The 19606-nt window shown below is 73.8% G+C and carries 19 protein-coding genes; 8 read left to right on the top strand and 11 right to left on the bottom strand.

Features of this window, described 5'->3' with window-relative positions; all coding sequences use genetic code 11:
• Nucleotides 1-91: 91 nt before the first annotated feature.
• Nucleotides 92-952 carry a hypothetical protein gene (locus D459_RS33640; RefSeq protein ID WP_026120393.1) on the bottom strand — a complete coding sequence of 287 codons (861 nt, stop codon included), beginning with the start codon at nucleotides 950-952 and terminating at the stop codon, nucleotides 92-94.
• Nucleotides 953-1329: 377 nt separating this feature from the next.
• A complete protein-coding gene (locus D459_RS0114425) occupies nucleotides 1330-2502 on the bottom strand; it encodes a PucR family transcriptional regulator (RefSeq protein ID WP_020380178.1) in 1173 nt (390 codons plus the stop codon).
• A 346-nt stretch (nucleotides 2503-2848) separates the two neighbouring features.
• Between D459_RS0114425 and D459_RS0114420 the strand changes: the two genes are divergently transcribed.
• From D459_RS0114420 to fabF, 4 genes are all read left to right on the top strand, one after another.
• Entirely contained in the window at nucleotides 2849-3736 is an 888-nt protein-coding gene (locus D459_RS0114420) for an ACP S-malonyltransferase (protein WP_017593724.1), read from the top strand.
• Nucleotides 3729-4694 (top strand): beta-ketoacyl-ACP synthase III, encoded by a 966-nt coding sequence (locus tag D459_RS0114415; RefSeq protein ID WP_017593723.1) that lies wholly within the window; start codon nucleotides 3729-3731, stop codon nucleotides 4692-4694. The genes D459_RS0114420 and D459_RS0114415 overlap by 8 nt, the downstream gene beginning before the upstream one ends.
• Before the next feature lie 54 nt (nucleotides 4695-4748).
• Entirely contained in the window at nucleotides 4749-4991 is a 243-nt protein-coding gene (locus D459_RS0114410) for an acyl carrier protein (RefSeq protein ID WP_017593722.1), read from the top strand.
• Between the two features lie 126 nt (nucleotides 4992-5117).
• Nucleotides 5118-6350, top strand: a complete 1233-nt coding sequence (fabF, locus tag D459_RS0114405; RefSeq protein ID WP_017593721.1) for a beta-ketoacyl-ACP synthase II — start codon at nucleotides 5118-5120, stop codon at nucleotides 6348-6350.
• A gap of 344 nt (nucleotides 6351-6694) precedes the next feature.
• Here fabF and D459_RS31620 read toward each other — a convergent pair whose 3' ends face one another.
• Nucleotides 6695-7474 carry an SGNH/GDSL hydrolase family protein gene (locus D459_RS31620; RefSeq protein WP_017593720.1) on the bottom strand — a complete coding sequence of 260 codons (780 nt, stop codon included), beginning with the start codon at nucleotides 7472-7474 and terminating at the stop codon, nucleotides 6695-6697.
• A gap of 349 nt (nucleotides 7475-7823) precedes the next feature.
• On the opposite strand from D459_RS31620, the gene D459_RS0114395 reads away from it, so the two are divergent.
• Nucleotides 7824-8249: an SseB family protein gene (locus D459_RS0114395; RefSeq protein ID WP_017593719.1), complete on the top strand. Its 426-nt coding sequence runs from the start codon at nucleotides 7824-7826 to the stop codon at nucleotides 8247-8249.
• Between the two features lie 312 nt (nucleotides 8250-8561).
• Entirely contained in the window at nucleotides 8562-10649 is a 2088-nt protein-coding gene (locus D459_RS0114390; protein ID WP_017593718.1) for a hypothetical protein, read from the top strand.
• A gap of 193 nt (nucleotides 10650-10842) precedes the next feature.
• On the opposite strand, the gene D459_RS0114385 is transcribed toward D459_RS0114390, so the two are convergent.
• Genes D459_RS0114385 through D459_RS31615 form a run of 8 tightly spaced genes read right to left on the bottom strand, consistent with a single transcriptional unit; the run spans nucleotide 10843 to nucleotide 17519 of the window.
• Nucleotides 10843-11205, bottom strand: a complete 363-nt coding sequence (locus tag D459_RS0114385) for a metal-sulfur cluster assembly factor (RefSeq protein WP_017593717.1) — start codon at nucleotides 11203-11205, stop codon at nucleotides 10843-10845.
• Nucleotides 11202-11717, bottom strand: a complete 516-nt coding sequence (gene sufU / locus D459_RS0114380; protein ID WP_017593716.1) for a Fe-S cluster assembly sulfur transfer protein SufU — start codon at nucleotides 11715-11717, stop codon at nucleotides 11202-11204. Before sufU ends, D459_RS0114385 begins: the two co-directional genes overlap by 4 nt.
• Before the next feature lie 19 nt (nucleotides 11718-11736).
• Nucleotides 11737-13026, bottom strand: coding sequence for a cysteine desulfurase (locus tag D459_RS0114375; RefSeq protein ID WP_017593715.1), 1290 nt, complete (start codon nucleotides 13024-13026; stop codon nucleotides 11737-11739).
• Nucleotides 13023-13790 (bottom strand): Fe-S cluster assembly ATPase SufC, encoded by a 768-nt coding sequence (sufC, locus tag D459_RS0114370; RefSeq protein WP_017593714.1) that lies wholly within the window; start codon nucleotides 13788-13790, stop codon nucleotides 13023-13025. The genes D459_RS0114375 and sufC overlap by 4 nt, the downstream gene beginning before the upstream one ends.
• A 12-nt stretch (nucleotides 13791-13802) precedes the next feature.
• Nucleotides 13803-14132: a non-heme iron oxygenase ferredoxin subunit gene (locus tag D459_RS0114365; RefSeq protein WP_017593713.1), complete on the bottom strand. Its 330-nt coding sequence runs from the start codon at nucleotides 14130-14132 to the stop codon at nucleotides 13803-13805.
• The gene (sufD, locus tag D459_RS0114360; RefSeq protein WP_017593712.1) at nucleotides 14125-15294 is read right to left on the bottom strand and encodes a Fe-S cluster assembly protein SufD; all 1170 of its coding nucleotides are present in this window, start codon (nucleotides 15292-15294) and stop codon (nucleotides 14125-14127) included. The genes D459_RS0114365 and sufD overlap by 8 nt, the downstream gene beginning before the upstream one ends.
• A 1-nt stretch (nucleotide 15295) precedes the next feature.
• The gene (gene sufB / locus D459_RS0114355) at nucleotides 15296-16708 is read right to left on the bottom strand and encodes a Fe-S cluster assembly protein SufB (protein WP_017593711.1); all 1413 of its coding nucleotides are present in this window, start codon (nucleotides 16706-16708) and stop codon (nucleotides 15296-15298) included.
• 19 nt (nucleotides 16709-16727) lie between these two features.
• Nucleotides 16728-17519 carry a helix-turn-helix transcriptional regulator gene (locus tag D459_RS31615; protein WP_394296694.1) on the bottom strand — a complete coding sequence of 264 codons (792 nt, stop codon included), beginning with the start codon at nucleotides 17517-17519 and terminating at the stop codon, nucleotides 16728-16730.
• A gap of 322 nt (nucleotides 17520-17841) precedes the next feature.
• Here D459_RS31615 and D459_RS0114345 point away from each other — a divergent pair, with 322 nt between their 5' ends.
• Nucleotides 17842-18792, top strand: a complete 951-nt coding sequence (locus D459_RS0114345; RefSeq protein ID WP_017593709.1) for an ABC transporter ATP-binding protein — start codon at nucleotides 17842-17844, stop codon at nucleotides 18790-18792.
• On the top strand, nucleotides 18789-19580 hold the full coding sequence (locus tag D459_RS0114340) for an ABC transporter permease (RefSeq protein ID WP_017593708.1): 792 nt from the start codon (nucleotides 18789-18791) through the stop codon (nucleotides 19578-19580). The genes D459_RS0114345 and D459_RS0114340 overlap by 4 nt, the downstream gene beginning before the upstream one ends.
• The last annotated feature ends 26 nt before the right edge of the window (nucleotides 19581-19606 follow it).

The raw sequence follows: 19606 nt of genomic DNA, 5'->3' as shown, positions 1-19606 counted from the left end.
GGGCCGGCCCGAACGGCCGCCGCCCGGCCGCTCGGGGCGAGCGGCCGGGCGGGGTGCGCGCAGGCCCTCCGGCGCGGAGCGGCCGGGCGGGTCAGCGCTTCGTCTTGGACCTGCGGTCGCGGCGGAGCGGGCGCAGCGGGCGGCGGGCCGGGGCCGGGGCGCGCACGATCGGGCGCGGCCCGGTGGCCGTGGCCGGGTCCTGCACCGGGAAGCCGGGGACCAGGTCGGCCGGCTCCTGCCGGGCGGCGCTGGGCGCGGCCAGCCGGGTGGGCAGGCCGGTCGCGGCCTCGGCCTCGTCGTCGGGCTCCTCGCCCGGCTCGGCGGCGGGCCCGGCCGCCTCGGCGGGCGGCTGCGCGCCCCCGGTGCGGCGGGCGTCCAGGCGGGCGCGGATCCAGGCCGCGGTGGGGGTGAGCACCGGCCACTCGACCGGGGCGGGCTGCGCCAGGGCGGCCCACAGGTAGGCCTTGGTCCCCCAGGCCTCCATCGCGCGGCGCGCGCGGGTGATGGAGAAGAAGGTCGGCGCGGCCAGGGCCAGCTGCGGCCAGGACAGCGCCATCGCCGCCGCGAGCGGCAGCAGTCCGCCGCCGGCGATGGAGCAGCCGGCGCCGACCGCGACCGGGACCAGGCCGAGCGCGAGGCGCAGCGAGGTGATCTGGCGGTAGCGGTGCAGCGACCGGCGCACCGAGGCGCCGGTGGACAGCCCCTCGGGCAGCGGCGACGGCTGGACCACGGCGGCCAGCAGCAGCGCCGCCACCGCGACCGAGACCGACGCCAGGATCCACACGCCCGCGGCCGACCAGCCGCCGCCCACCGCCAGGGCGACCAGGGCCAGTATCGGGATCGGGGCGGGCAGGCAGACCAGGACCGTGCGCCAGAGCCTCCCGGCCTCGTCGGGCGCCATGACCGCATCGACCGCTTCGCGGTACAGCCGCTTCACCGGCTCCGCGCTCATCTTTCTCACCGCAATGCCCCCACACCGCCTGAGTTCCGACTTCTTCGGCGGCGGACCGGTGCCCGCCCCGAATCCTGACCCCGCGTCCGCCTCCGGGGAGGAGACGCCCGCGCCCGGCAAGGGGTTCACCCCCGGGAGCGCGTTCGCCGGAGCGGCCCGCATCACACCGTCGGCACCGATGCCTCGGGCACCGCGAACCCCGCCCCACCGGGAGGGACGCCGCTCCGCGGCACCGCCCCCATCCTCCCCCGTCACAACGTGCGGGGCAACCGTCGCGTTCCGCCGTTCACCCCACATTCCGGGAGATTCCGGTGGGCCCGATCGCCCCTTCGCTCCGCGGTCCGCGGTCCGCGGCACGGCCCCGTACCACCGGGGCGTCAGGGCTCCTCGCCGGTCTCCGCGAGCCTGCCCAGGGTGACCGCGATGCGGAGCACGAACGACCCGCGGCCGTCGGCCGGCATGTGCCCGGTCAGCTCCGCGATCCGGCTCAGCCGGTAGCGCACCGTGTTCGGGTGGACGAAGAGCATCCGCGCCGTCGACTCCAGCGAGGAGGCGTGCTCCAGGTAGACCGAGAGGGTGTCCAGCAGCGGCGACCCGGCCCCGCGCAGCGGCTTGTAGATCTCCTCCACCAGCTGGGTCCGGGCGCTCGGGTCGCCCTGCAGCGCCCGCTCCGGCAGCAGGTCCTCGGCGAGCGCCGGGCGGGGCGCGTCCGGCCAGCCCACCGCGGCGCGCAGCCCGCTCACCGCGGCGCGCACCGACGCGCCGGCCCGGGGCAGCTCGCCGACCGGCGGGCCGACCACCACCGGGCCGGGCCCGAACAGCTCGGTCAGCGGCTCGGTGACCGCCGCCGACACCCCGTCGTCGCGGACGTCCTTCTCGTTCACCCCGAGCACCGCGACCACCCGGTCGCCCTGGAGCCCGGCGATCACGTCGTGGCCGGACCGGCGCGCGGCGTTGCGCAGGTCCTCCAGGACCGCCTCTCCGTCCTCGCCGGCGTGGCCGGCGATCGCGATCACCGGGGTGCGGGTCCAGCGCAGCGCCGACCCCCAGGTCTGCAGCCCCTCGTCCCGGTCCCCGTGCAGCAGCGCGTCGACGATCAGCGCCTCCAGCCGGGCGTCCCAGGCGCCCCGCGCCTCGGCGGCGCGCGCGTACACCTTGGCCGAGCTGAACGCCACCTCCCGGGTGTAGCGCAGCACCGCCTCGCGCAGCTGCTGCTCGCCGCCGGGCGCGGCCAGCTCCTCCACCTGGTTCTCCACCACGTCGATGACGACCCGGATCATGTCGACGGTCTGCTGCAGGGTGACCGAGCGGGTCAGCTCGCGCGGGGCGGTGCCGAAGACCTCGACGGTGATCGCGGGCCGGCCCCGCTCCGGGTTCTTGAACCAGTCGACGAAGGCCGCCACCCCGGACTGGGCGACCAGCCCCACCCAGGAGCGGTCCTCCGCCGACATCCTGCGGAACCAGGACAGCCGGCTCTCCATCCGCGCCACGGCGGCGGTGCCCAGCGCGCCCATGGCCCGCTCCAGGCGCTGCACGGTCGCCGCACGCACGGCGCCGGCCTCCGGGCCCTCCTCCGCGGGGCGCCCGTTCTCCTGGTCGTGTTCGTTCTGATCAGCGGATCCAGTGCTCACGCTCCCAGAGTGGCATCCCGCCGGAAGAACGGCGCACTCCGCACCCGCCGAGTGCGCGACCCCGGTCACATCCGGCCCCGATCAGGTGCCTAACCGCCCCTATGTTGTAGAAGTCCGACAAGCGGTCTCTCCTAAACTTCGTCATGCTCCTCATCCAACTGGTGATGTCCTACAGGGCAGGGTGGTTGTCGTGCTTGTAATCGTTGCTCCGGGCCAAGGCGCCCAGGTACCCGGCTTCCTCTCCCCGTGGCTGGAGGCGCCCGGCATGGCCGAGCGCTTCGCCGCGTGGTCCGAGGTGGCCGGGCTGGACCTGGTGCGCTACGGCACCACCGCGGACGCGGACGAGATCCGCGACACCGCGGTGGCCCAGCCCCTCCTCGTCAGCGCCGGCATGGCGGCCGCCGTCTCGCTCTTCGGCGACCTGGAGACCGCGGCCGCCAGGGCCGACGCGGTCGCCGGGCACAGCGTCGGGGAGTTCACCGCCGCCGCGCTCGCCGGCGTGCTCTCCCCCGAGGACGCGCTCGCCCTGGTCGCCGAGCGCGGCCGGGGCATGGCCGAGGCCGCCGCGGCGACCGCCACCGGGATGACCGCGGTGCTCGGCGGCGACCGCGCCGAGGTGCTGGCCGCGATCGAGGCCGCCGGGCTGACCCCCGCCAACGACAACGGCTCCGGCCAGATCGTCGCCGCCGGCACCCTGGAGCGGCTGGCCGCCTTCGCCGAGGAGCCCCCGGCCCGGGCGCGGCTGCGCCCGCTGTCGGTGGCCGGCGCGTTCCACACCGAGCACATGGCCCCGGCGGTGCAGCGGGTGCGGGAGGTCGCCGGCCGGGTCGGCGCCGCCGACCCGCGGACCCGGCTGCTCTCCAACCGCGACGGCGCGGTGGTGGAGTCCGGCGGCGAGTACCTGGACCGGCTGGTCTCCCAGATCAGCTCCCCGGTCCGCTGGGACGCCTGCACGCAGACGCTGGCGGACCTGGGCGTCACCGCGATCATCGAGCTCCCCCCGGCGGGGACGCTCACCGGGCTGGCCAAGCGCGCCCTGCGCGGCGTGGAGCTGCTGGCCGTCAAGACGCCGGACGACCTCGAGCGGGCGAAGGAGCTCGTCGCGAAGCACTCCGGCGACGCCGTCCTCGTGGAAGGCCCCTCCGATGAGTAACGACAGCGGCCGCACCGACCGCCCCCGCGGCGCGCGCCTGGTCTCCTTCGGCGAGTACCAGCCCGCCAACGTGGTCACCAACGACGACCTCGCCCAGCGGGTGGACACCTCCGACGAGTGGATCCGCAGCCGGGTCGGGATCGCCGAGCGCCGCATCGCCGGCCCCGCCGAAACCGTGGTGAGCATGGCGGTCGCCGCCGGCGGCAAGGCGCTGGCGGCCGGCGGCCTCTCCCCGGACGACATCGACCTGGTCATCGTCGCCACCTGCACCCAGCAGGACCAGATCCCCAACGCCTCGGCGAGCGTCGCCGCGAAGCTGGGCATCACCGCGCCGGGCGCCTTCGACGTCAACGCCGCCTGCGCCGGCTTCTGCTACGCGCTGGGCATCGCCGCCGACGCGGTCCGCGGCGGCTCGGCCCGCAACGTGCTGGTGATCGGCTCGGAGAAGCTCTCCGACTGGGTGGACTGGGACGACCGCTCCACCTGCGTGATCTTCGCCGACGGCGCGGGCGCCGCGGTGGTCTCGGCCGCCGAGGAGGACGCCGTCGGCCCCGTGGTGTGGGGCAGCTCCGGCGAGCGGGCCGACAAGATCTACCTGCGCGAGCACCGCTACCTCTACCAGGAGGGCCAGGCGGTGTTCCGGTGGACCACCACCGAGCTGTACAAGGTCGCGCTGGAGGCGCTGGAGCGGGCGGGGGTGGACCCGGCGGAGCTGACCGCGTTCGTCCCGCACCAGGCCAACCTGCGGATCGTGGAGTCGATCGCGCGCAGGCTCGGAGCGCCGCAGGCGGTCGTCGCCCGCGATATCGTCTCCGCTGGCAACACCTCGTCCGCGTCCATTCCGCTGGCCATCGCCCGGATGACCGAACGCGGGGAGCTGCCCTCGGGGAGCACCGTGCTCACCCTGGGATTCGGCGCCGGCCTGACCTACGCGGCCCAGGTCCTGCGCATCCCCTGACCCACCGCGGGCCCCGCCCCCGGTGAGAGAACGAACTAAGGAGAAAGCGACACCATGGCGCAGCACAGCGAGAAGGAGATCCTCGAGGGTCTCGGCGAGATCATCGACGAGATCGCCGGTGTTCCGGCCGCCGACGTGACCCCCGAGAAGAGCTTCGTCGACGACCTCGACATCGACTCCCTGTCGATGGTGGAGATCGCCGTCGCCGCTCAGGACAAGTTCGGCAGCGAGATCCCCGACGACCAGCTGAAGGACCTCAAGACGGTCCAGGACGTCATCAACTTCATCCAGAAGTAGGCGCGGCCGCGGCGGGGCCGCGGCGGCGCTCCCCGCGCCTCCGCGGCCCGGACCGCCGCCGCATCCCCCGGCCGGCCGCACCGCGGCCGGAACCGACCGACGAGACCCGAAGGGCGATAAAGGCCGATGAGCACCACCGAAGTCGTCGTCACTGGCCTCGGCGCCACCACCCCTGTGGGGGGTGACGTCGCCTCGACCTGGTCCGCCCTCCTCGAAGGCCGGTCCGGAATCACCACCATCGACGAGGAGTGGGCCGAGGAGCTGCCCGTCCGCATCGCCGGGCGCGCCGCTCAGGACCCCGCGGAACTCTTCCCGCGCGCGCGGCTGCGCCGGCTCGACCGCACCCAGCAGTTCGCGCTGGTCGCCGCCAAGGAGGCCTGGCAGGACGCCGGCGCCCCCGAGGTCGACCCGCTGCGCCTGGGCGCCGTCGTCTCCAGCGGCATCGGCGGCATCCTCACCATCCTCGAGCAGTACGACACGTTCCGGGAGAAGGGCTGGCGGCGCGTGTCGCCCTTCACCGTGCCGATGCTGATGCCGAACAGCCCGGTGGCCGCGGTCTCCCTGGAGTTCACCGCCCGCGCCGCGGCGCACGCGCCGGTCAGCGCCTGCGCGTCCAGCGCCGAGGCGGTCGCCGACGCGATCCGGCTGATCCGCTCCGGCCGCGCCGACATCGTCATCGCCGGCGGCACCGAGGCCGCGATCCACCCGCTGAACATCGCCTCGTTCGCCTCGATGCGCGCGCTGAGCACCAACAACGACGACCCGGCCGGCGCCTCGCGGCCCTGGGCCACCTCCCGGGACGGCTTCGTCATGGGCGAGGGCGCCGGGATCCTGGTGCTGGAGTCCGCCGAGCACGCCGCGGCCCGCGGCGCCCGGGTGTACGCGGTCGCGGCCGGCGCCGGCTACTCCGCCGACGCCCACGACATCGTCTCCCCGGACCCCGACGGCCAGGTCCGCGCGATCCGCGCGGCGCTGGACGACTCCGGGCTGCGCCCCGAGGAGATCACGCACGTCAACGCGCACGCCACCTCGACGCCGGCGGGCGACGTCGGCGAGACCGTGGCGATCCGGCGCGCGCTGGGCGACGCCGCGGCCGACCGGGTGGCGGTCACCTCCACCAAGTCCATGACCGGGCACCTGCTGGGCGGCGCCGGCGCCGTCGAGTCCATCGCCACGGTGCTGGCGCTGCACGAGGGCCGCATCCCGCCGACGATCAACATCGACGAGCTCGACCCCGAGGTCGTGGTGGACATCGTCCGGGACAAGCCGCGCGACCTGCCCGCCGACACGGTGGCCGCGATCAACGAGGGGTTCGGCTTCGGCGGGCACAACGTCGCCGTGGCCTTCCGCCGGGTCTGACCCGGCCGGACCCGCCGGACCCGCGCCGCCCCGTCCCCGTGCCCGGGGATCCGAGCGCGGCAGGGTCTTCGTCACCGGCCCCGACGTGGTGCGCAGCGTCACCGGAGAGGAGCCGGGCGGCGCCGGCGCGCACGGCCGGCGCAGCGGGGCCGGCGACTGCTGGGGATTTCACCGGCGCTTCCCGATGATTCGAGGAACGCTGGGATTCACTCAACGGTGCTGCACCTGACCGCCCCTCCCTGGCACGGAGAGAAAGGGCGGACCGGGGAGACCCCCCGGTCCGCCCTTCTTCGCGGTTCCCGGTGCCGCGCGACGCGGGCGGGTGCAGGGCGGCCGGGGGCCGCTCAGTCGCGGGGCGGTTCGGTCTCGTCGCGGGGGGCGAGTTCCTCCAGGTGCGGGCGCTTGGGGAGGCGGCCGTCGCCGGAGGAGCGGCCCAGGGCGCGCCGGCCCAGCCAGGGCACCAGGTACGTCCGCGCCCAGCGGCGGTGCTCGCGGCGGCGCAGGATCTTGGGGAGCCGCTCGGTGGGGGTGTCCCACGGGTCGGCCCAGAGCTCGCGCGGGCCCATCGGGCGGCCGAGGAGCTCGGCGATCCGGGCCGCGACGATGCGGTGGCCCTCCCCGTTGAAGTGCAGCCGGTCCTCGCTCCAGGCCCGCGGGTCGTTGAGCGCCGCCATGGACCACAGGTCGACGATGTCGCAGCCGGTGCGCTCGGCGATGGCCCGCAGGTGCATGCTGAACACCGCGATCCGCCCCCGGTAGATGCGCAGCACCGGCACCCAGCCGGTGTCGTGCCCGGAGAGCAGGACCACGCGGACCCCGGCCGCGCGCATCCGCCGCACGGCCTCCTCCAGCCGGCCGGCGAGCCCGTCCAGGTCGGCGTTGGGGCGCAGCACGTCGTTGCCGCCGGCGTGCACGGTGACCAGGTCGGGGCGCTGCTCCAGGACCGAGTCGAGCTGCTCGCCGGCGATGTGGCGCATCCGGCGGCCGCGGACGGCGAGGTTGGCGTAGCGGAACCCCGGGACTCCCTCGGCGAGGTGCTCGGCGAGCCGGTCGGCGAACCCCCGGTAGCCGCCGTCGGGACCCACGTCCTCCAGTCCCTCGGTGAGGCTGTCGCCGATCGCCATGTACGAGCGGATGACCGCCGGGCTCTCCGCCTGCGCTCTTCCTGGGGGGTTCATCTCCAGGTCAGTCACTTCTACCCATCGTGCTGGTCGATCGTCGGGCCGGTCGTCGCCCCGCACGGCTGCGCGGGGCACGCCGCTTCCGCCGACGGTGCGCGGGGCTGGGAGCGCCGCCTGTGTGCCTCGCGCGACACCGGCGACCAGGTGTCGGAGGCGAGGGACGGGGGTACGGCGTGCCCGACAAGCATACCGCCGCGTATCCGCCGGGGGCGGGAGTGAATCCCGACCGAGACCGGCGCAGGTCCCTACCGTGACCTGGCGCGGCCCCCGGGAAGGAACGGATCCGTCCAGCATGACCAGCCACGACTCCCCGGCCGGCTACGGCCCGGGGTTCCCCGCCAACCCCGTCGAGCAGGCCCTCCTGCGGGTCCTGGAGGCCGACCGGGAGGACCCGGAGGACACCGCGCCCGACGCGGCCTTCCTGGAGGCGCTCGGCGCGGGCCGGGTGTGGGTGCCGGTGCCCGAGGGGTCGGGCCGGCGGGAGGAGGACGGCGCCGTCGCACTGCCCTCGCTGGAGCTCGACGGCGCGGTGTTCATCCCGGTCTTCACCTCGCAGGAGCAGTACGAGCAGCGCAGCGGGGACATCCCCTGCGCGGTGCTGGACGCCCGCGACCTGGCCCAGGTGCTCCCCGAGGGGGTCGGCCTGGCCGTCAACCCGGGCAACGCGGCCGGGCTGCCGGTCCCGCCCGAGGCGGTGCCGGCCCTGGCCTCCGCGTGACCCGCCGCTGACCGCGCTCCCCGACCGGCCGCACATGTGGCGCGGGTCATAGTACGGTTCGGTCGGGGAGCGGATCGCGCGCGGGGGCGCGGTTCCGCGGGTCGCGCGGCGCACCGCCGGGGCTACCCATGGGCGGTGCGGCGACGTACGATCTCCGGCAGGCCCGCGGCGTCCGCGGCCCGCCCACCCCCCATCGCGGCCGCACGGCCCCGAAACCGGCAAAGGACGCATACAGTGGAGCACTGACCCAATGCACGTGCGGTTCTTTCCTTTCGAACGCGCCGATTCCCTGGAGGCCGAGGTCCCGAGCAGATGAACGCCATCTCCCCGGTCTGCCTGACGGACCTGGCCCCGGCCCTCCGCTGGCACCGGCCCTCCGACCTCACCCCCTTCCTGCGGCACAGCCGCCTCGTCGACGGCTGGTGGCGCTCCGTGCCGCTGCCCAGGGTGCTCGACATCGCGGGCACCGCCTGGCTGGCGCACAACCTCGCGCTACTGGCCGCCGAGTACTGGGAGCACCTGCCCATCGGCGAGTTCCTGCCGCCGCTGCTCGCCTCCTCGGTGGACGTCGACGACATCGCCGAGCCGGTGCGCGGCGCGGTGCTGGCCACCGCGGGCAGCTGGGAGGCGCTGGTGACCGCCTCCCCCGCCGAGATGAAGACCTGGGCGTTCACCGAGGAGTGCGGCCGGATCGAGGTGATCGGGGCCGCCGCTTGGCGGGCCGTGCAGCCGTTCGGCGGCGATGAGGGGCGCACCCCGCTGCCCTCCCCCGCGCTCATCATCGAGGCGGTGCGCACCATCGCGCACTGGCTCCCCGACACCGCGCCCGAGCACGTCCGGCGCGCCCTGGGCTACCTGTCCACCGCTACCGGCGCCGAGGACGAGGCCCCGCCGGCCCTCCCGCCCGAGGTCGCGGGGGGCCCCGGGGAGCCGCCGCAGAGCGCCGCGTCCCGGGCCATCCGCACCCTGCGCGCGCTCCGCGCCCAGCACGCCGAGGAGAAGGCGGCGGGCGAAGCGGCCCCGCCGCCCGCCCCGCCCCGGCCCGAGCCGTCCGCGGCCCCCGCCGCCCCCCCGGCCGCCTCCGGCGCGCCCGAGCCCGCCGGGCCCACCGGGCCCGAGCTGGGCGCGCACCCGCTGGTCGACCTGATCGAGGAGCTGCTGCGCGGCTGGAGCCCGCTGGAGCGCACGGTGGCCGCGCAGCGGCTGTTCTCCGCCGAGCCGATCAGCATCCGGCTGCTGGCCGACCAGATCAGCACCGACATAAGGGAGATCCGCGCCGCCCAGCGCAGCGTCGAGGAGCGGCTGCTGCGCTGGCTCGCCTCCCCCGACGGCGAGCCGATCGGCCGGCACATGCGCGAGCTGAGCGACCGGCTCGGCGCCGCCACCACCATCGACCAGCTGATCAACGCGCACCCGGACCACCCGGTCGACGTCCCGTCGCTGAACGCGCCGCTGTGGCGGGTGGTCATCACCTTCTTCACCGACCGGCGGATGCACAACGGCTGGCTGGTCGCCGACGACCCGGAGCGGCTGCGCTGGCAGACCCGGGAGATGCTCGGCGACGCGCCGACCCTGGCCGACGCGGGCGTGCGGCTGGGCCGGATCGGCATCCGGCAGCAGTCGCTGCGCGCCTGGCTGCTGAGCACGCCGGGGATCGAGATCCGCGACGGCCGGGTCATCCTCGACCCGTCGCTGCCCCCGCAGGAGGGGCCCGCCCCGGCCCCGGCCCGCTCCGAGCTGGTCGACGCCCCCTCCGCCACCGCCAGCGGGCTGCCGATCCGGCGCCGGCCCGGGACGCCGCCCCCGGCCGCCGCGCAGCAGGCCTCCCGGCCGGCCGCGGCCGCCCCGCCCGGCCCCGGGGTCGCGTCCTCCCCGCGCTGCTTCCGCGCCCCCGACGGGCGCTGGTGGCACCGGGTGGACATCGGCGCCGACCACCTCAACGGCGCCCCGGTCACGGTGCCCCCCGGCTACGCCACCCACCTGGGGCTGCAGCCGGGCCGGCTGCTCTGCCTCACCGCGCCCGGGGCCGACCTGCTGGTGCTGGTCTGGCGGGACCAGGCCGCGTTCGACTCGCTGCGGCCGCTGCTGCGCCGGCTCTCCGCCCAGCCCGGCGACCGGGTCTTCATCACGGTGGACGGCGACCGGCTGGAGGCCCGCCGGCTCCCCGCCGCCGAACTGGGCGGCAACGGCCCCACCGGCAGGGCGCTGCACCTGATCGGCTACACCGCGCCCGCCCCGGCGGAGGAGGCGCTGCGGATCATCTCCCGGCGGATCAGCGAGGAGGACGCCGACCCGGCCGCCCCGGTCCCGGACCCGCAGGAGCTGATCGACCGGCTCGCCCGGCGCGGCGACGACGACATCGCCGAGGAGCTGCGGCAGAGCCTGTTCGCACCGCACTGACGACCGGCCCGGAAGAACCGCCCGCCGGCGATGATCTTGGCGTCGCGGCCCTGTCGGAGCGCTCCGACAGGGCCGCAGGACCATCGCGGGAGGGCAAGACCGGCGGGGAAGGGGCGGGGCCCGGAGACGTCGAAGGGGCCGCCGCGCCGTTCGGCGCGGCGGCCCCTTCGCACTGCTTCCGCCCGGTCCGGCCTCAGACGTTGAAGCCGAGCATCCGGAGCTGGTCGCGGCCGTCCTCGGTGATCTTGTCCGGACCCCACGGCGGCATCCAGACCCAGTTGATCGTGACGTCCCGGCCGAACTCGTCCAGGGCGCTGGTGGCCTGGTCCTCGATGACATCGGTCAGCGGGCAGGCGGCGCTGGTCAGCGTCATGTCCAGCGTGATGGCGGAGTCGTCGGCCCGGACCCCGTAGAGCAGGCCCAGGTCGACCACGTTGACGCCGAGCTCAGGGTCGATGACGTCCTTGAGCGCCTCGCTGATCTCCTCGACCAGCTCCTCGTCCACGGCCGGGCCGCCCTGCTCTGGGGCGGGCGCCGCGGTCTCGTTCTCCGTCATGAGACACCCTCCGGTCCTGCCCCGGCCTGGCGGGGCTCCTCGTCCGCGGACTGCTTCTCCAGGGACTGCACGGTCGCGTCCTTCCACGCCATCCAGGCGAGCAGGGCGCACTTGATACGGGCAGGGTATTTGGACACGCCGGCGAAGGCCACCGCATCCTCCAGCACGTCCTCATCCGGTTCGCCCTGCCCCTTGGAGTGCATGAGCTCGTTGAACGAGTCGAGCATCTTCATGCCCTCGTCCACCGTCCGCCCGATCAGCAGATCGGTCATGACCGATGCGCTGGCCTGGCTGATCGAGCAGCCCATGCTCTCGTAGGACACGTCGGCGACGGTGGCGCCGCCGTCCAGGGACGCCCCGGACGGCTCCAGGTGCACCCGGAGGGTCACCTCGTCCCCGCAGGTGGGGTTGATGTGGTGGGCCTCGCCCTCGTGCGGGTCCCGCAGCCCTTTGTTATGCGGGTTGCGGTAGTGGTCCAGGATGATCTCCTGGTACATCGCGTCCAAACGCATCGGGGTGGGTCAACCTCTCTCAGAGCGCCGGCGCGGTGCCGAAGAACCGCTGGGCTTCCCGGACGGCCGCGGCGAGCGCCTCCACGTCGGCGACGGTGTTGTACACGTAGAACGACGCGCGGGTGGTCGCCTGGACCTGGTACCGGCGGTGCAGCGGCCAGGCGCAGTGGTGCCCGACCCGGACCTCCACGCCCTGGTCGTCGAGGACCTGGCCGACGTCGTGCGGGTGGATGCCCTCCACGGTGAAGGAGACCGCCCCGCCCCGGTCCACGGTGTCGGCGGGGCCGACGATGCGGACCCCGTCGATCCCGCCGAGCAGCTTGATCGCGTACTCGGTGAGCAGGTGCTCGTGCGCGGCGACGTTCTCCATGCCCAGGTCGGACAGGTAGTCGCAGGCCGCGGCCAGCCCGACCGCCTGCGGCGCCATCGGCACCCCGGCCTCGAACCGCTGCGGCGGGTCGGCCCAGGTGCTGCCCTCCATGTGCACCACGCCGATCATCGAGCCGCCGGTGATGAACGGCGGCATCGCGGCGAGCAGCTCCGCGCGGCCCCACAGCACGCCGATCCCGTTGGGCCCGAGCATCTTGTGCCCGGAGAACACCAGGAAGTCGGCGCCGAGGTCGGCGACGTCGACCGGCATGTGCGGCACCGACTGCGCGCCGTCCAGCAGCACCAGGGCGCCGAACCGGTGCGCCCGCTCCGCGATCTCGCGGACCGGGTTGACCGTGCCCAGCACGTTGGACTGGTGGGCGAGCGCGACCAGCTTGGTCCGCTCGTTGATCAGCCCGTCCAGGTCGGACAGGTCGAGCCGGCCGTCCTCGGTGAGGCCGAACCAGCGCAGCGTCGCGCCGGTCCGGCGGCAGAGCTCCTGCCAGGGCACCAGGTTGGCGTGGTGCTCCATCTCGGTGACGACCACCTCGTCGCCGGGGCCCACCGCGAACCTGCGGTAGGGCTCGTCCGCGGTGGCCGCGTTGCCCATCGCGTAGGCGACGAGGTTGACCGCCTCGGTCGCGTTCTTGGTGAACACCACCTCGCCGGGGACCGCGCCGATGAACGACGCGATGGTGGCCCGCGCCGCCTCGTAGGCGTCGGTGGCCTCCTCGGCGAGCTGGTGCGCGCCCCGGTGCACGGCGGCGTTGTGCCGCTCGTAGAACTCCCGCTCGGCGTCGAGCACCCGGCGGGGCTTCTGCGAGGTGGCACCGGAGTCCAGGTACACCAGGGGGCGCCCGTCGCGGACGGTCCGGGCGAGGATCGGGAAGTCCGCCCGGACCGCCTCGGCGTCGAGCCGCCCCGGCTCGGTAGCCGTCACTGCGAAGCGCCTGCCTTCACGAAACGCTCGTAGCCCTCGTTCTCCAGCGCGTCGGCCAGCTCCGGGCCGCCGGACTCGGCGATCCGGCCGTTGGCGAAGACGTGCACGTGGTCGGGCTTCACGTAGTTGAGGATGCGGGTGTAGTGGGTGATGAGCATGACGCCCATCTCGTGGGTGGCCTTGGCCCGGTTGATGCCCTCGGAGACCACCTTGAGCGCGTCGACGTCGAGGCCGGAGTCGGTCTCGTCGAGGACGGCGATCTTCGGCTTGAGCAGCTCCAGCTGGAGGATCTCGTGCCGCTTCTTCTCACCGCCGGAGAAGCCCTCGTTGACGCCGCGGGCGGCGAAGGAGCCGTCGATGGACAGGTCCTTCATGTGGCCCTGGAGCTCCTTGGAGAACTGCCGGAGCTTGGGGGCCTCGCCGCGGATCGCCGTGACCGAGCTGCGCAGGAAGTTGGACATCGAGACGCCGGGCACCTCGACCGGGTACTGCATGGCCAGGAAGAGGCCGGCGCGGGCGCGCTCGTCGACGCTCATCTCCAGCACGTTCTCGCCGTCGAGGAGCACCTCGCCCGCGGTGATCTCGTACTTGGGGTGGCCCGCGATCGCGTAGGCCAGGGTGGACTTGCCGGAGCCGTTGGGCCCCATGATGGCGTGCGTCTCACCGGAGTTGATGGTGAGGTCGACGCCCTTCAGGATCTCTTCGCGCTCTTCGGCCCCGATGAGGACATCGGCGCGCACCCCGCGGATTTCGAACTTCGTCATCTGATTCAGGCCTCAGGAATTCTCGGTGTCCAGCGAGACGAGCACGTCATCGCCATCGATCTTGACTGCGTAGGTGGGTACCGGCCGGGTGGCGGGAGGGTTGATCGGCTTGCCGGAGGAGAGTTCGAAGCAGGAGCCGTGCAGCCAGCACTCGATGGTGCCGTCCTCGACCTCCCCCTCGGACAGGTTGACCTCGGCGTGCGAGCAGATGTCGCTGATCGCGTACACCTCTCCCTCGCTGCGCACCACCGCGACCGGGGTGTCGCCGACCTCCACGCCGAGCGCCCCCTCGTCGGGGACGTCGCTCAGCGTGCAGACCTTCACGAAACCGCCGTCACTCATGCTCGGCCAGCTTCTCTTCGACCTCGGCCATGATCCGGTCCCGCAGCTCGGGGACCTCGATCCGGTTGATGAGCTCGGCGAAGTAGCCCCGGATGACCAGGCGGCGGGCCTCGTCCTCGGGGATGCCCCGGGAGCGGAGGTAGAACAGGTGGATGTCGTCGAGCCGCCCGCTGGCGCTGGCGTGCCCGGCGCCCTCCACCTCACCGGTGAAGATCTCCAGGTTCGGCACGGAGTCGACCCGGGTGCCGTCGGTGAGCGCGAGGTTCCGGTTGTGCTCGTAGGAGTCGGTGCCCTCGGTGCCCTCGCCGATGATCACGTCGCCGATCCACACCGCGTGCGCGCCCTCGCCGCTGAGCGCGCCCTTGTACTCGACCCGGCTCCGGGTGTGCGAGACGTTGTGGTCGATCAGCGAGCGGTGCTCGTGGTGCTGGCCCTCGCCGCTGAAGTACAGGCCGTGCAGCTCGGCGTCGCCGCCGGTGCCGGTGTAGCCGACCTTCGGCGAGAGCCGGACCAGGTCGCCGCCGAGGGTGACCACGAAGCTCTTGAACTTCGCGTCCCGGCCGACCTTGGTGTACTGGTGGCCGACGTGCACCGCGTCGCGGTCCCAGTCCTGCAGGCTGATCACGGTGAGGCGGGCGCCGTCCTCGACGATGAACTCGACGTTGTCGGCGTAGACCGCGTCGCCGGCGTACTCCAGCACGACGGTGGCCTCGCTGTGCCGGCCCGCGCGGACCAGCACGTGGCCGTAGGCGTCGCCGTGCTCGTGCCCGGTGATCTTGATGAAGACCGGGTCGGCCGGCTTGGCGTCGGGGGCCACCGTCACCACGGTGGCCTCGCCGAAGGAGCCGAAGTCGCGGAAGGCGAGCGCGGAGACCCGGTCGGTGGGCAGGAACGAGGTGCCCAGCCGGGGGTCGCCGGAGGGCGCGGTCTCGTGGGTGACGCCCTCGGGGGCGGTCACGTCGACGGAGACCTTGCCGTCCTTGATGTCCCGGCCGTCGTGCAGGCCGCGCAGCCGGCGCAGCGGGGTGAACCGCCATTCCTCCTCGCGCCCGTTCGGCACGGGGAAGTCGTCCACGTCGAACGACCCGTGCACGTCGAGCCGGGAGACCGGGAGCTCGCCCGCTCCGTGGCTGTGCTCCTTGATTCCGAGATTGGCGGCCAACTTAACCAACCGCTCCTTCCATCTGCAGCTCGATGAGCCGGTTCAGTTCCAGCGCGTACTCCATCGGCAGCTCGCGCGCGATGGGCTCGACGAAGCCGCGCACGATCATGGCCATGGCCTCGTCCTCGTCCAGGCCGCGGCTCATCAGGTAGAAGAGCTGGTCCTCGCTGACCTTGGACACGGTGGCCTCGTGGCCGAGCTCCGTGTCGTCCTCGCGGATGTCGTTGTAGGGGTAGGTGTCCGAGCGGCTGATCGTGTCGATCAGCAGCGCGTCGCACTTGACCGTGGACTTGGCCCGGTCGGCGCCCTCCTGGACCTGGACCAGGCCGCGGTAGGAGGCGCGGCCGCCGCCGCGGGCCACCGACTTGGAGATGATGGTGGACGAGGTGTTCGGGGCGCAGTGCACCATCTTGGACCCGGTGTCCTGGTGCTGGCCCTCGCCGGCGAAGGCGATGGACAGCGTCTCGCCCTTGGCGTGCTCGCCCATCAGGTAGACCGCGGGGTACTTCATGGTCACCTGGGAGCCGATGTTGCCGTCGATCCACTCCATGGTGGCGCCCTCGTAGGCGACGGCGCGCTTGGTGACCAGGTTGTAGACGTTGTTCGACCAGTTCTGGATGGTCGTGTAGCGGCAGCGCGCGTTCTTCTTGACGATGATCTCGACGACCGCGGAGTGCAGCGAGTCGGTCTTGTAGATCGGCGCGGTGCAGCCCTCGACGTAGTGCACGTAGGCGCCCTCGTCGACGATGATCAGCGTCCGCTCGAACTGGCCCATGTTCTCGGTGTTGATCCGGAAGTAGGCCTGCAGCGGGATCTCCACGTGCACGTTCTTCGGCACGTAGATGAACGACCCGCCGCTCCACACCGCGGTGTTGAGCGCGGCGAACTTGTTGTCGCCGGAGGGGATGACGGTGCCGAAGTACTCCTTGAAGAGCTCCGGGTGCTCCTTGAGCGCGGTGTCGGTGTCGAGGAAGATGACGCCCTGCTCCTCCAGGTCCTCGCGGATCTGGTGGTAGACGACCTCGGACTCGTACTGCGCGGCGACGCCGGCGACCAGGCGCTGCTTCTCCGCCTCGGGGATGCCCAGCTTGTCGTAGGTGTTCTTGATGTCCTCGGGCAGGTCCTCCCAGGAGGTGGCCTGCTTCTCCGTGGACCGCACGAAGTACTTGATGTTCTCGAAGTCGATCCGGGACAGGTCGGCACCCCAGGAGGGCATCGGCTTCTTGTCGAAGAGCTTCAGCGCCTTGAGCCGGGTGTTGACCATCCACTCCGGTTCGGACTTCTTGCCCGCGATGTCGCGGACGACCTCTTCGTTCAGGCCGCGCCGAGCCGAGGCGCCGGCCTCGTCGGAGTCGGCCCAGCCGTACTCGTATGTTCCGAGCCCTTCGAGCTCGGGGTGCGCGATAGACGTCATTACGCGGATCCTCCTGGACTCAGACGTCCTGTTGGTCTCGCCCGCCGTCGGCGGGGGTCTGGCGGGCCTGGGCGGTACCGCCGGCCTCGATGTCCCGGGGTGTCACGTGGGTGGTGCAGACGCCGTCGCCGTGGGCGATGGTCGCCAGCCGCCGGACCGGGGTCCCCAGCAGGCGGGCGAAGGCCTCCACCTCCGCCTCGCACAGCTCCGGGAACTCGGCCGCCACGTGCCCCACCGGGCAGTGGTGCTGGCAGAGCTGCTGTCCACCGCCGGGCGCGGGCGCCTCGGCCGCGGCAGCCGCGTAGCCGTCGTTGGTCAGCGCCTCGGCGAGCTTGCGCACCCTCGCTTGAGGGGGCACGCCCTCCAGGAGCGGCCGGTAGCGGGCCTCCAGTTCGGCGACCTGGCGCCGCGCGAACTCGGTGACCGCCCCCGGTCCCGCCCGCTCCGCCAGGAAGCGGAGCGCGCTGGAGGCGAGGTCGTCGTAGCCGTGCACGAACGCGTCGCGCCCGGCTTCGGTGATCGCGAACACCCTGGCCGGCCGGCCGCGGCCGCGCCGCCCGATCGGCCGGGCGTCGCGGGCCTCCACGAGGCCCTCGCCCATGAGGTTGTCAAGGTGCCGGCGGATCGCCGCCGGCGTGAGTCCGAGCCGTTCCCCCAGGCTGGAGGCGGTGATCGGACCCTGTTCGAGGATGAGTCGGGCGACCCGCGCGCGCGTCCCGGTCTCGGCGCCCAGGTCGGGCACGGCCGGAGTGCGCGCGGGATCGTGCGCGCCGCCCTCGCGCGCCCTCTGTCCGCCGCTCACCTTTTTCACAACATCAGTGTGGCGTAAATAGTTCCGTTGGGGCAAACGGTGATCCATGCCATTCATCACCCAGGCAAGCCTTACCTTGCAGGCGTTTCACCCGCAGAGAGCGGTCCGTCACTCCGCAGCGGGCCGCGGCCGGGCCGAAATTCTCTCGGCATGTGATACAGGGCGACCGGTATCCGGGACGGCCCCGGCGCCCCCGCACGTCCCGCCGGTGCGCATCCGCCCCGTCCGGCACGGCGCCGCGGGGGCCGGGGCGGAGGCCGCGGCGCCCCGCCGGGCCGGGCCGGTGCAGCCCGGCGGCGGGGCGCCCATAGACTCTGCTGCCATGGGAACACCCGCGGTCGAGGTCACCGACCTGGTCAAGAGGTACGGCGAGACCACCGCCGTCGCCGGACTGTCGTTCACCGCGCCCGCGGGCGCGGTGACCGCGCTGCTCGGCCCGAACGGCGCCGGCAAGACCAGCACGGTCGAGATCTGCGAGGGCTTCCGCCGCGCCGACGCCGGCACGGTGCGGGTGCTGGGCATGGACCCGGTGGCCGACGCCGCCCGGCTCAAGCCGCGGGTCGGCGTGATGCTGCAGTCCGGCGGGGTGCCCACCGGCGCCCGGGCCGGCGAGTGGCTGCGCCTGATGGCCTCCTTCCACGCCCGCCCGATCGCCCCGGAGTCGCTGCTGGAGCGGCTGGGCCTGACCTCGGCGGCGCGCACCCCGTTCCGCCGGCTCTCCGGCGGCCAGCAGCAGCGGCTGTCGCTGGCCGCGGCGGTGATCGGCCGCCCCGAGGCCGTCTTCCTGGACGAGCCCACCGCCGGACTGGACCCGCAGGCCCGCCACGCCACCTGGGACCTGGTCGCCGAACTGCGCGACGCCGGGGTGGCGGTGCTGCTGACCACCCACTACATGGAGGAGGCCGAGCGGCTGGCCGACCGGGTGGTCATCATCGACTCCGGCCGGGTGGTCGCCGACGGCAGCACCTCCGAGCTCACCCGGGCCCGCCAGGAGCTGCGCTTCGAGGCCCGCTCCGGGCTGGACGCCGAGGCGCTGCGCACCGCCCTGCCCGAGGGGACCAGGGTGGAGGTCCGCGCGGAGGGCGCCGGCGGACGGACCGCCTGCACCGTCTCCGGGGAGGACGCCGACGGCCGGATCGGCCCGGAGCTGGTCGCCACGGTCAGCACCTGGTGCGCCGCCAACGGCGTCGACCCCGAGGGGCTGCGCGTGCAGAGCCGCACCCTGGAAGACGTCTTCCTCGAACTCACCGGACGCGAGCTGCGAGAACCATGACCCCAACCGCCTCGGGGACCTCCCCGTTCACCCCGGCGCCGGGCGCCGCCCCACTGCACCGGATGGTCGCCGCCCAGGCCGGCATGGAGCTGCGCGTCATGCTCCGCAACGGCGAGCAGCTGCTGCTCACCATGGTCATCCCGGTGCTGCTGCTGGTCGGCTTCAGCACCACCGGCGTGCTCGACCTGGGCTCCGGGCCGCGCGTCGACTTCCTCACCCCCGGCGTGCTGGCCCTGGCGGTGCTCTCCACCGCCTTCACCGGCCAGGCCATCGGCACCGGCTTCGAGCGCCGCTACGGCGTGCTCAAGCGGCTCGGCGCGACCCCGCTCTCCCGGTTCGGGCTGCTCGCCGCCAAGACCCTGGCGGTGCTCGCGGTGGAGGCGCTGCAGTTCCTGGTCATCGGGGCCACCGCGGTGCTGCTCGGCTGGCGCCCCGCGGCCGACCCGGCCGGGCTGGCCTACTGCGTGCTGCTGGTGCTGCTGGGCACCGCGGCGTTCAGCTCGCTGGCCCTGCTGATGGCGGGCACCCTGCGCGCCGAGGCCACCCTGGCCGCGGCCAACCTGGTCTACGTGGTCCTGCTCGGCCTGGGCGGGGTGGTCTTCGCCACCGACCGCTTCCCCGACGCGGTCCAGCCGCTCCTCCAGGCCCTCCCGGTCACCGCCCTGGCCGAGGGCCTGCGCGCGGTCCTCGCCGACGGCGCCGCCCCGACCCTGGCCCCGGTCCTGGTACTGGCCCTGTGGACCGCGGCCGGCGCGGCCCTGGCGGCCCGCTTCTTCCGCTGGGAGTGACTTTCCGCCGGAAGAGCCGCCGTACC

It is taken from the genome of Nocardiopsis potens DSM 45234 (genome assembly GCF_000341105.1).
Lineage (GTDB): Bacteria > Actinomycetota > Actinomycetes > Streptosporangiales > Streptosporangiaceae > Nocardiopsis_A > Nocardiopsis_A potens.
The sequence above is the reverse complement of the archived record's forward strand: the minus strand, read 5'-3'. Positions and strand labels throughout refer to the sequence as shown.

Bases quoted from the DNA above. Each gene is read 5' to 3' on its own strand.
- D459_RS0114415 (WP_017593723.1), top strand. From the start codon at position 3,729: ATGAGTAACGACAGCGGCCGCACCGACCGCCCCCGCGGCGCGCGCCTG.
- sufU (WP_017593716.1), bottom strand. From the start codon at position 11,717: ATGCGTTTGGACGCGATGTACCAGGAGATCATCCTGGACCACTACCGC.
- D459_RS0114340 (WP_017593708.1), top strand. From the start codon at position 18,789: ATGACCCCAACCGCCTCGGGGACCTCCCCGTTCACCCCGGCGCCGGGC.
- D459_RS0114365 (WP_017593713.1), bottom strand. From the start codon at position 14,132: ATGAGTGACGGCGGTTTCGTGAAGGTCTGCACGCTGAGCGACGTCCCC.
- D459_RS0114390 (WP_017593718.1), top strand. From the start codon at position 8,562: ATGAACGCCATCTCCCCGGTCTGCCTGACGGACCTGGCCCCGGCCCTC.
- fabF (WP_017593721.1), top strand. From the start codon at position 5,118: ATGAGCACCACCGAAGTCGTCGTCACTGGCCTCGGCGCCACCACCCCT.
- D459_RS0114420 (WP_017593724.1), top strand. From the start codon at position 2,849: ATGGCCGAGCGCTTCGCCGCGTGGTCCGAGGTGGCCGGGCTGGACCTG.
- D459_RS33640 (WP_026120393.1), bottom strand. From the start codon at position 952: ATGAGCGCGGAGCCGGTGAAGCGGCTGTACCGCGAAGCGGTCGATGCG.
- D459_RS0114410 (WP_017593722.1), top strand. From the start codon at position 4,749: ATGGCGCAGCACAGCGAGAAGGAGATCCTCGAGGGTCTCGGCGAGATC.
- D459_RS0114385 (WP_017593717.1), bottom strand. From the start codon at position 11,205: ATGACGGAGAACGAGACCGCGGCGCCCGCCCCAGAGCAGGGCGGCCCG.
- sufB (WP_017593711.1), bottom strand. From the start codon at position 16,708: ATGACGTCTATCGCGCACCCCGAGCTCGAAGGGCTCGGAACATACGAG.
- D459_RS0114345 (WP_017593709.1), top strand. From the start codon at position 17,842: ATGGGAACACCCGCGGTCGAGGTCACCGACCTGGTCAAGAGGTACGGC.
- D459_RS0114395 (WP_017593719.1), top strand. From the start codon at position 7,824: ATGACCAGCCACGACTCCCCGGCCGGCTACGGCCCGGGGTTCCCCGCC.
- sufC (WP_017593714.1), bottom strand. From the start codon at position 13,790: ATGACGAAGTTCGAAATCCGCGGGGTGCGCGCCGATGTCCTCATCGGG.
- D459_RS31620 (WP_017593720.1), bottom strand. From the start codon at position 7,474: ATGGCGATCGGCGACAGCCTCACCGAGGGACTGGAGGACGTGGGTCCC.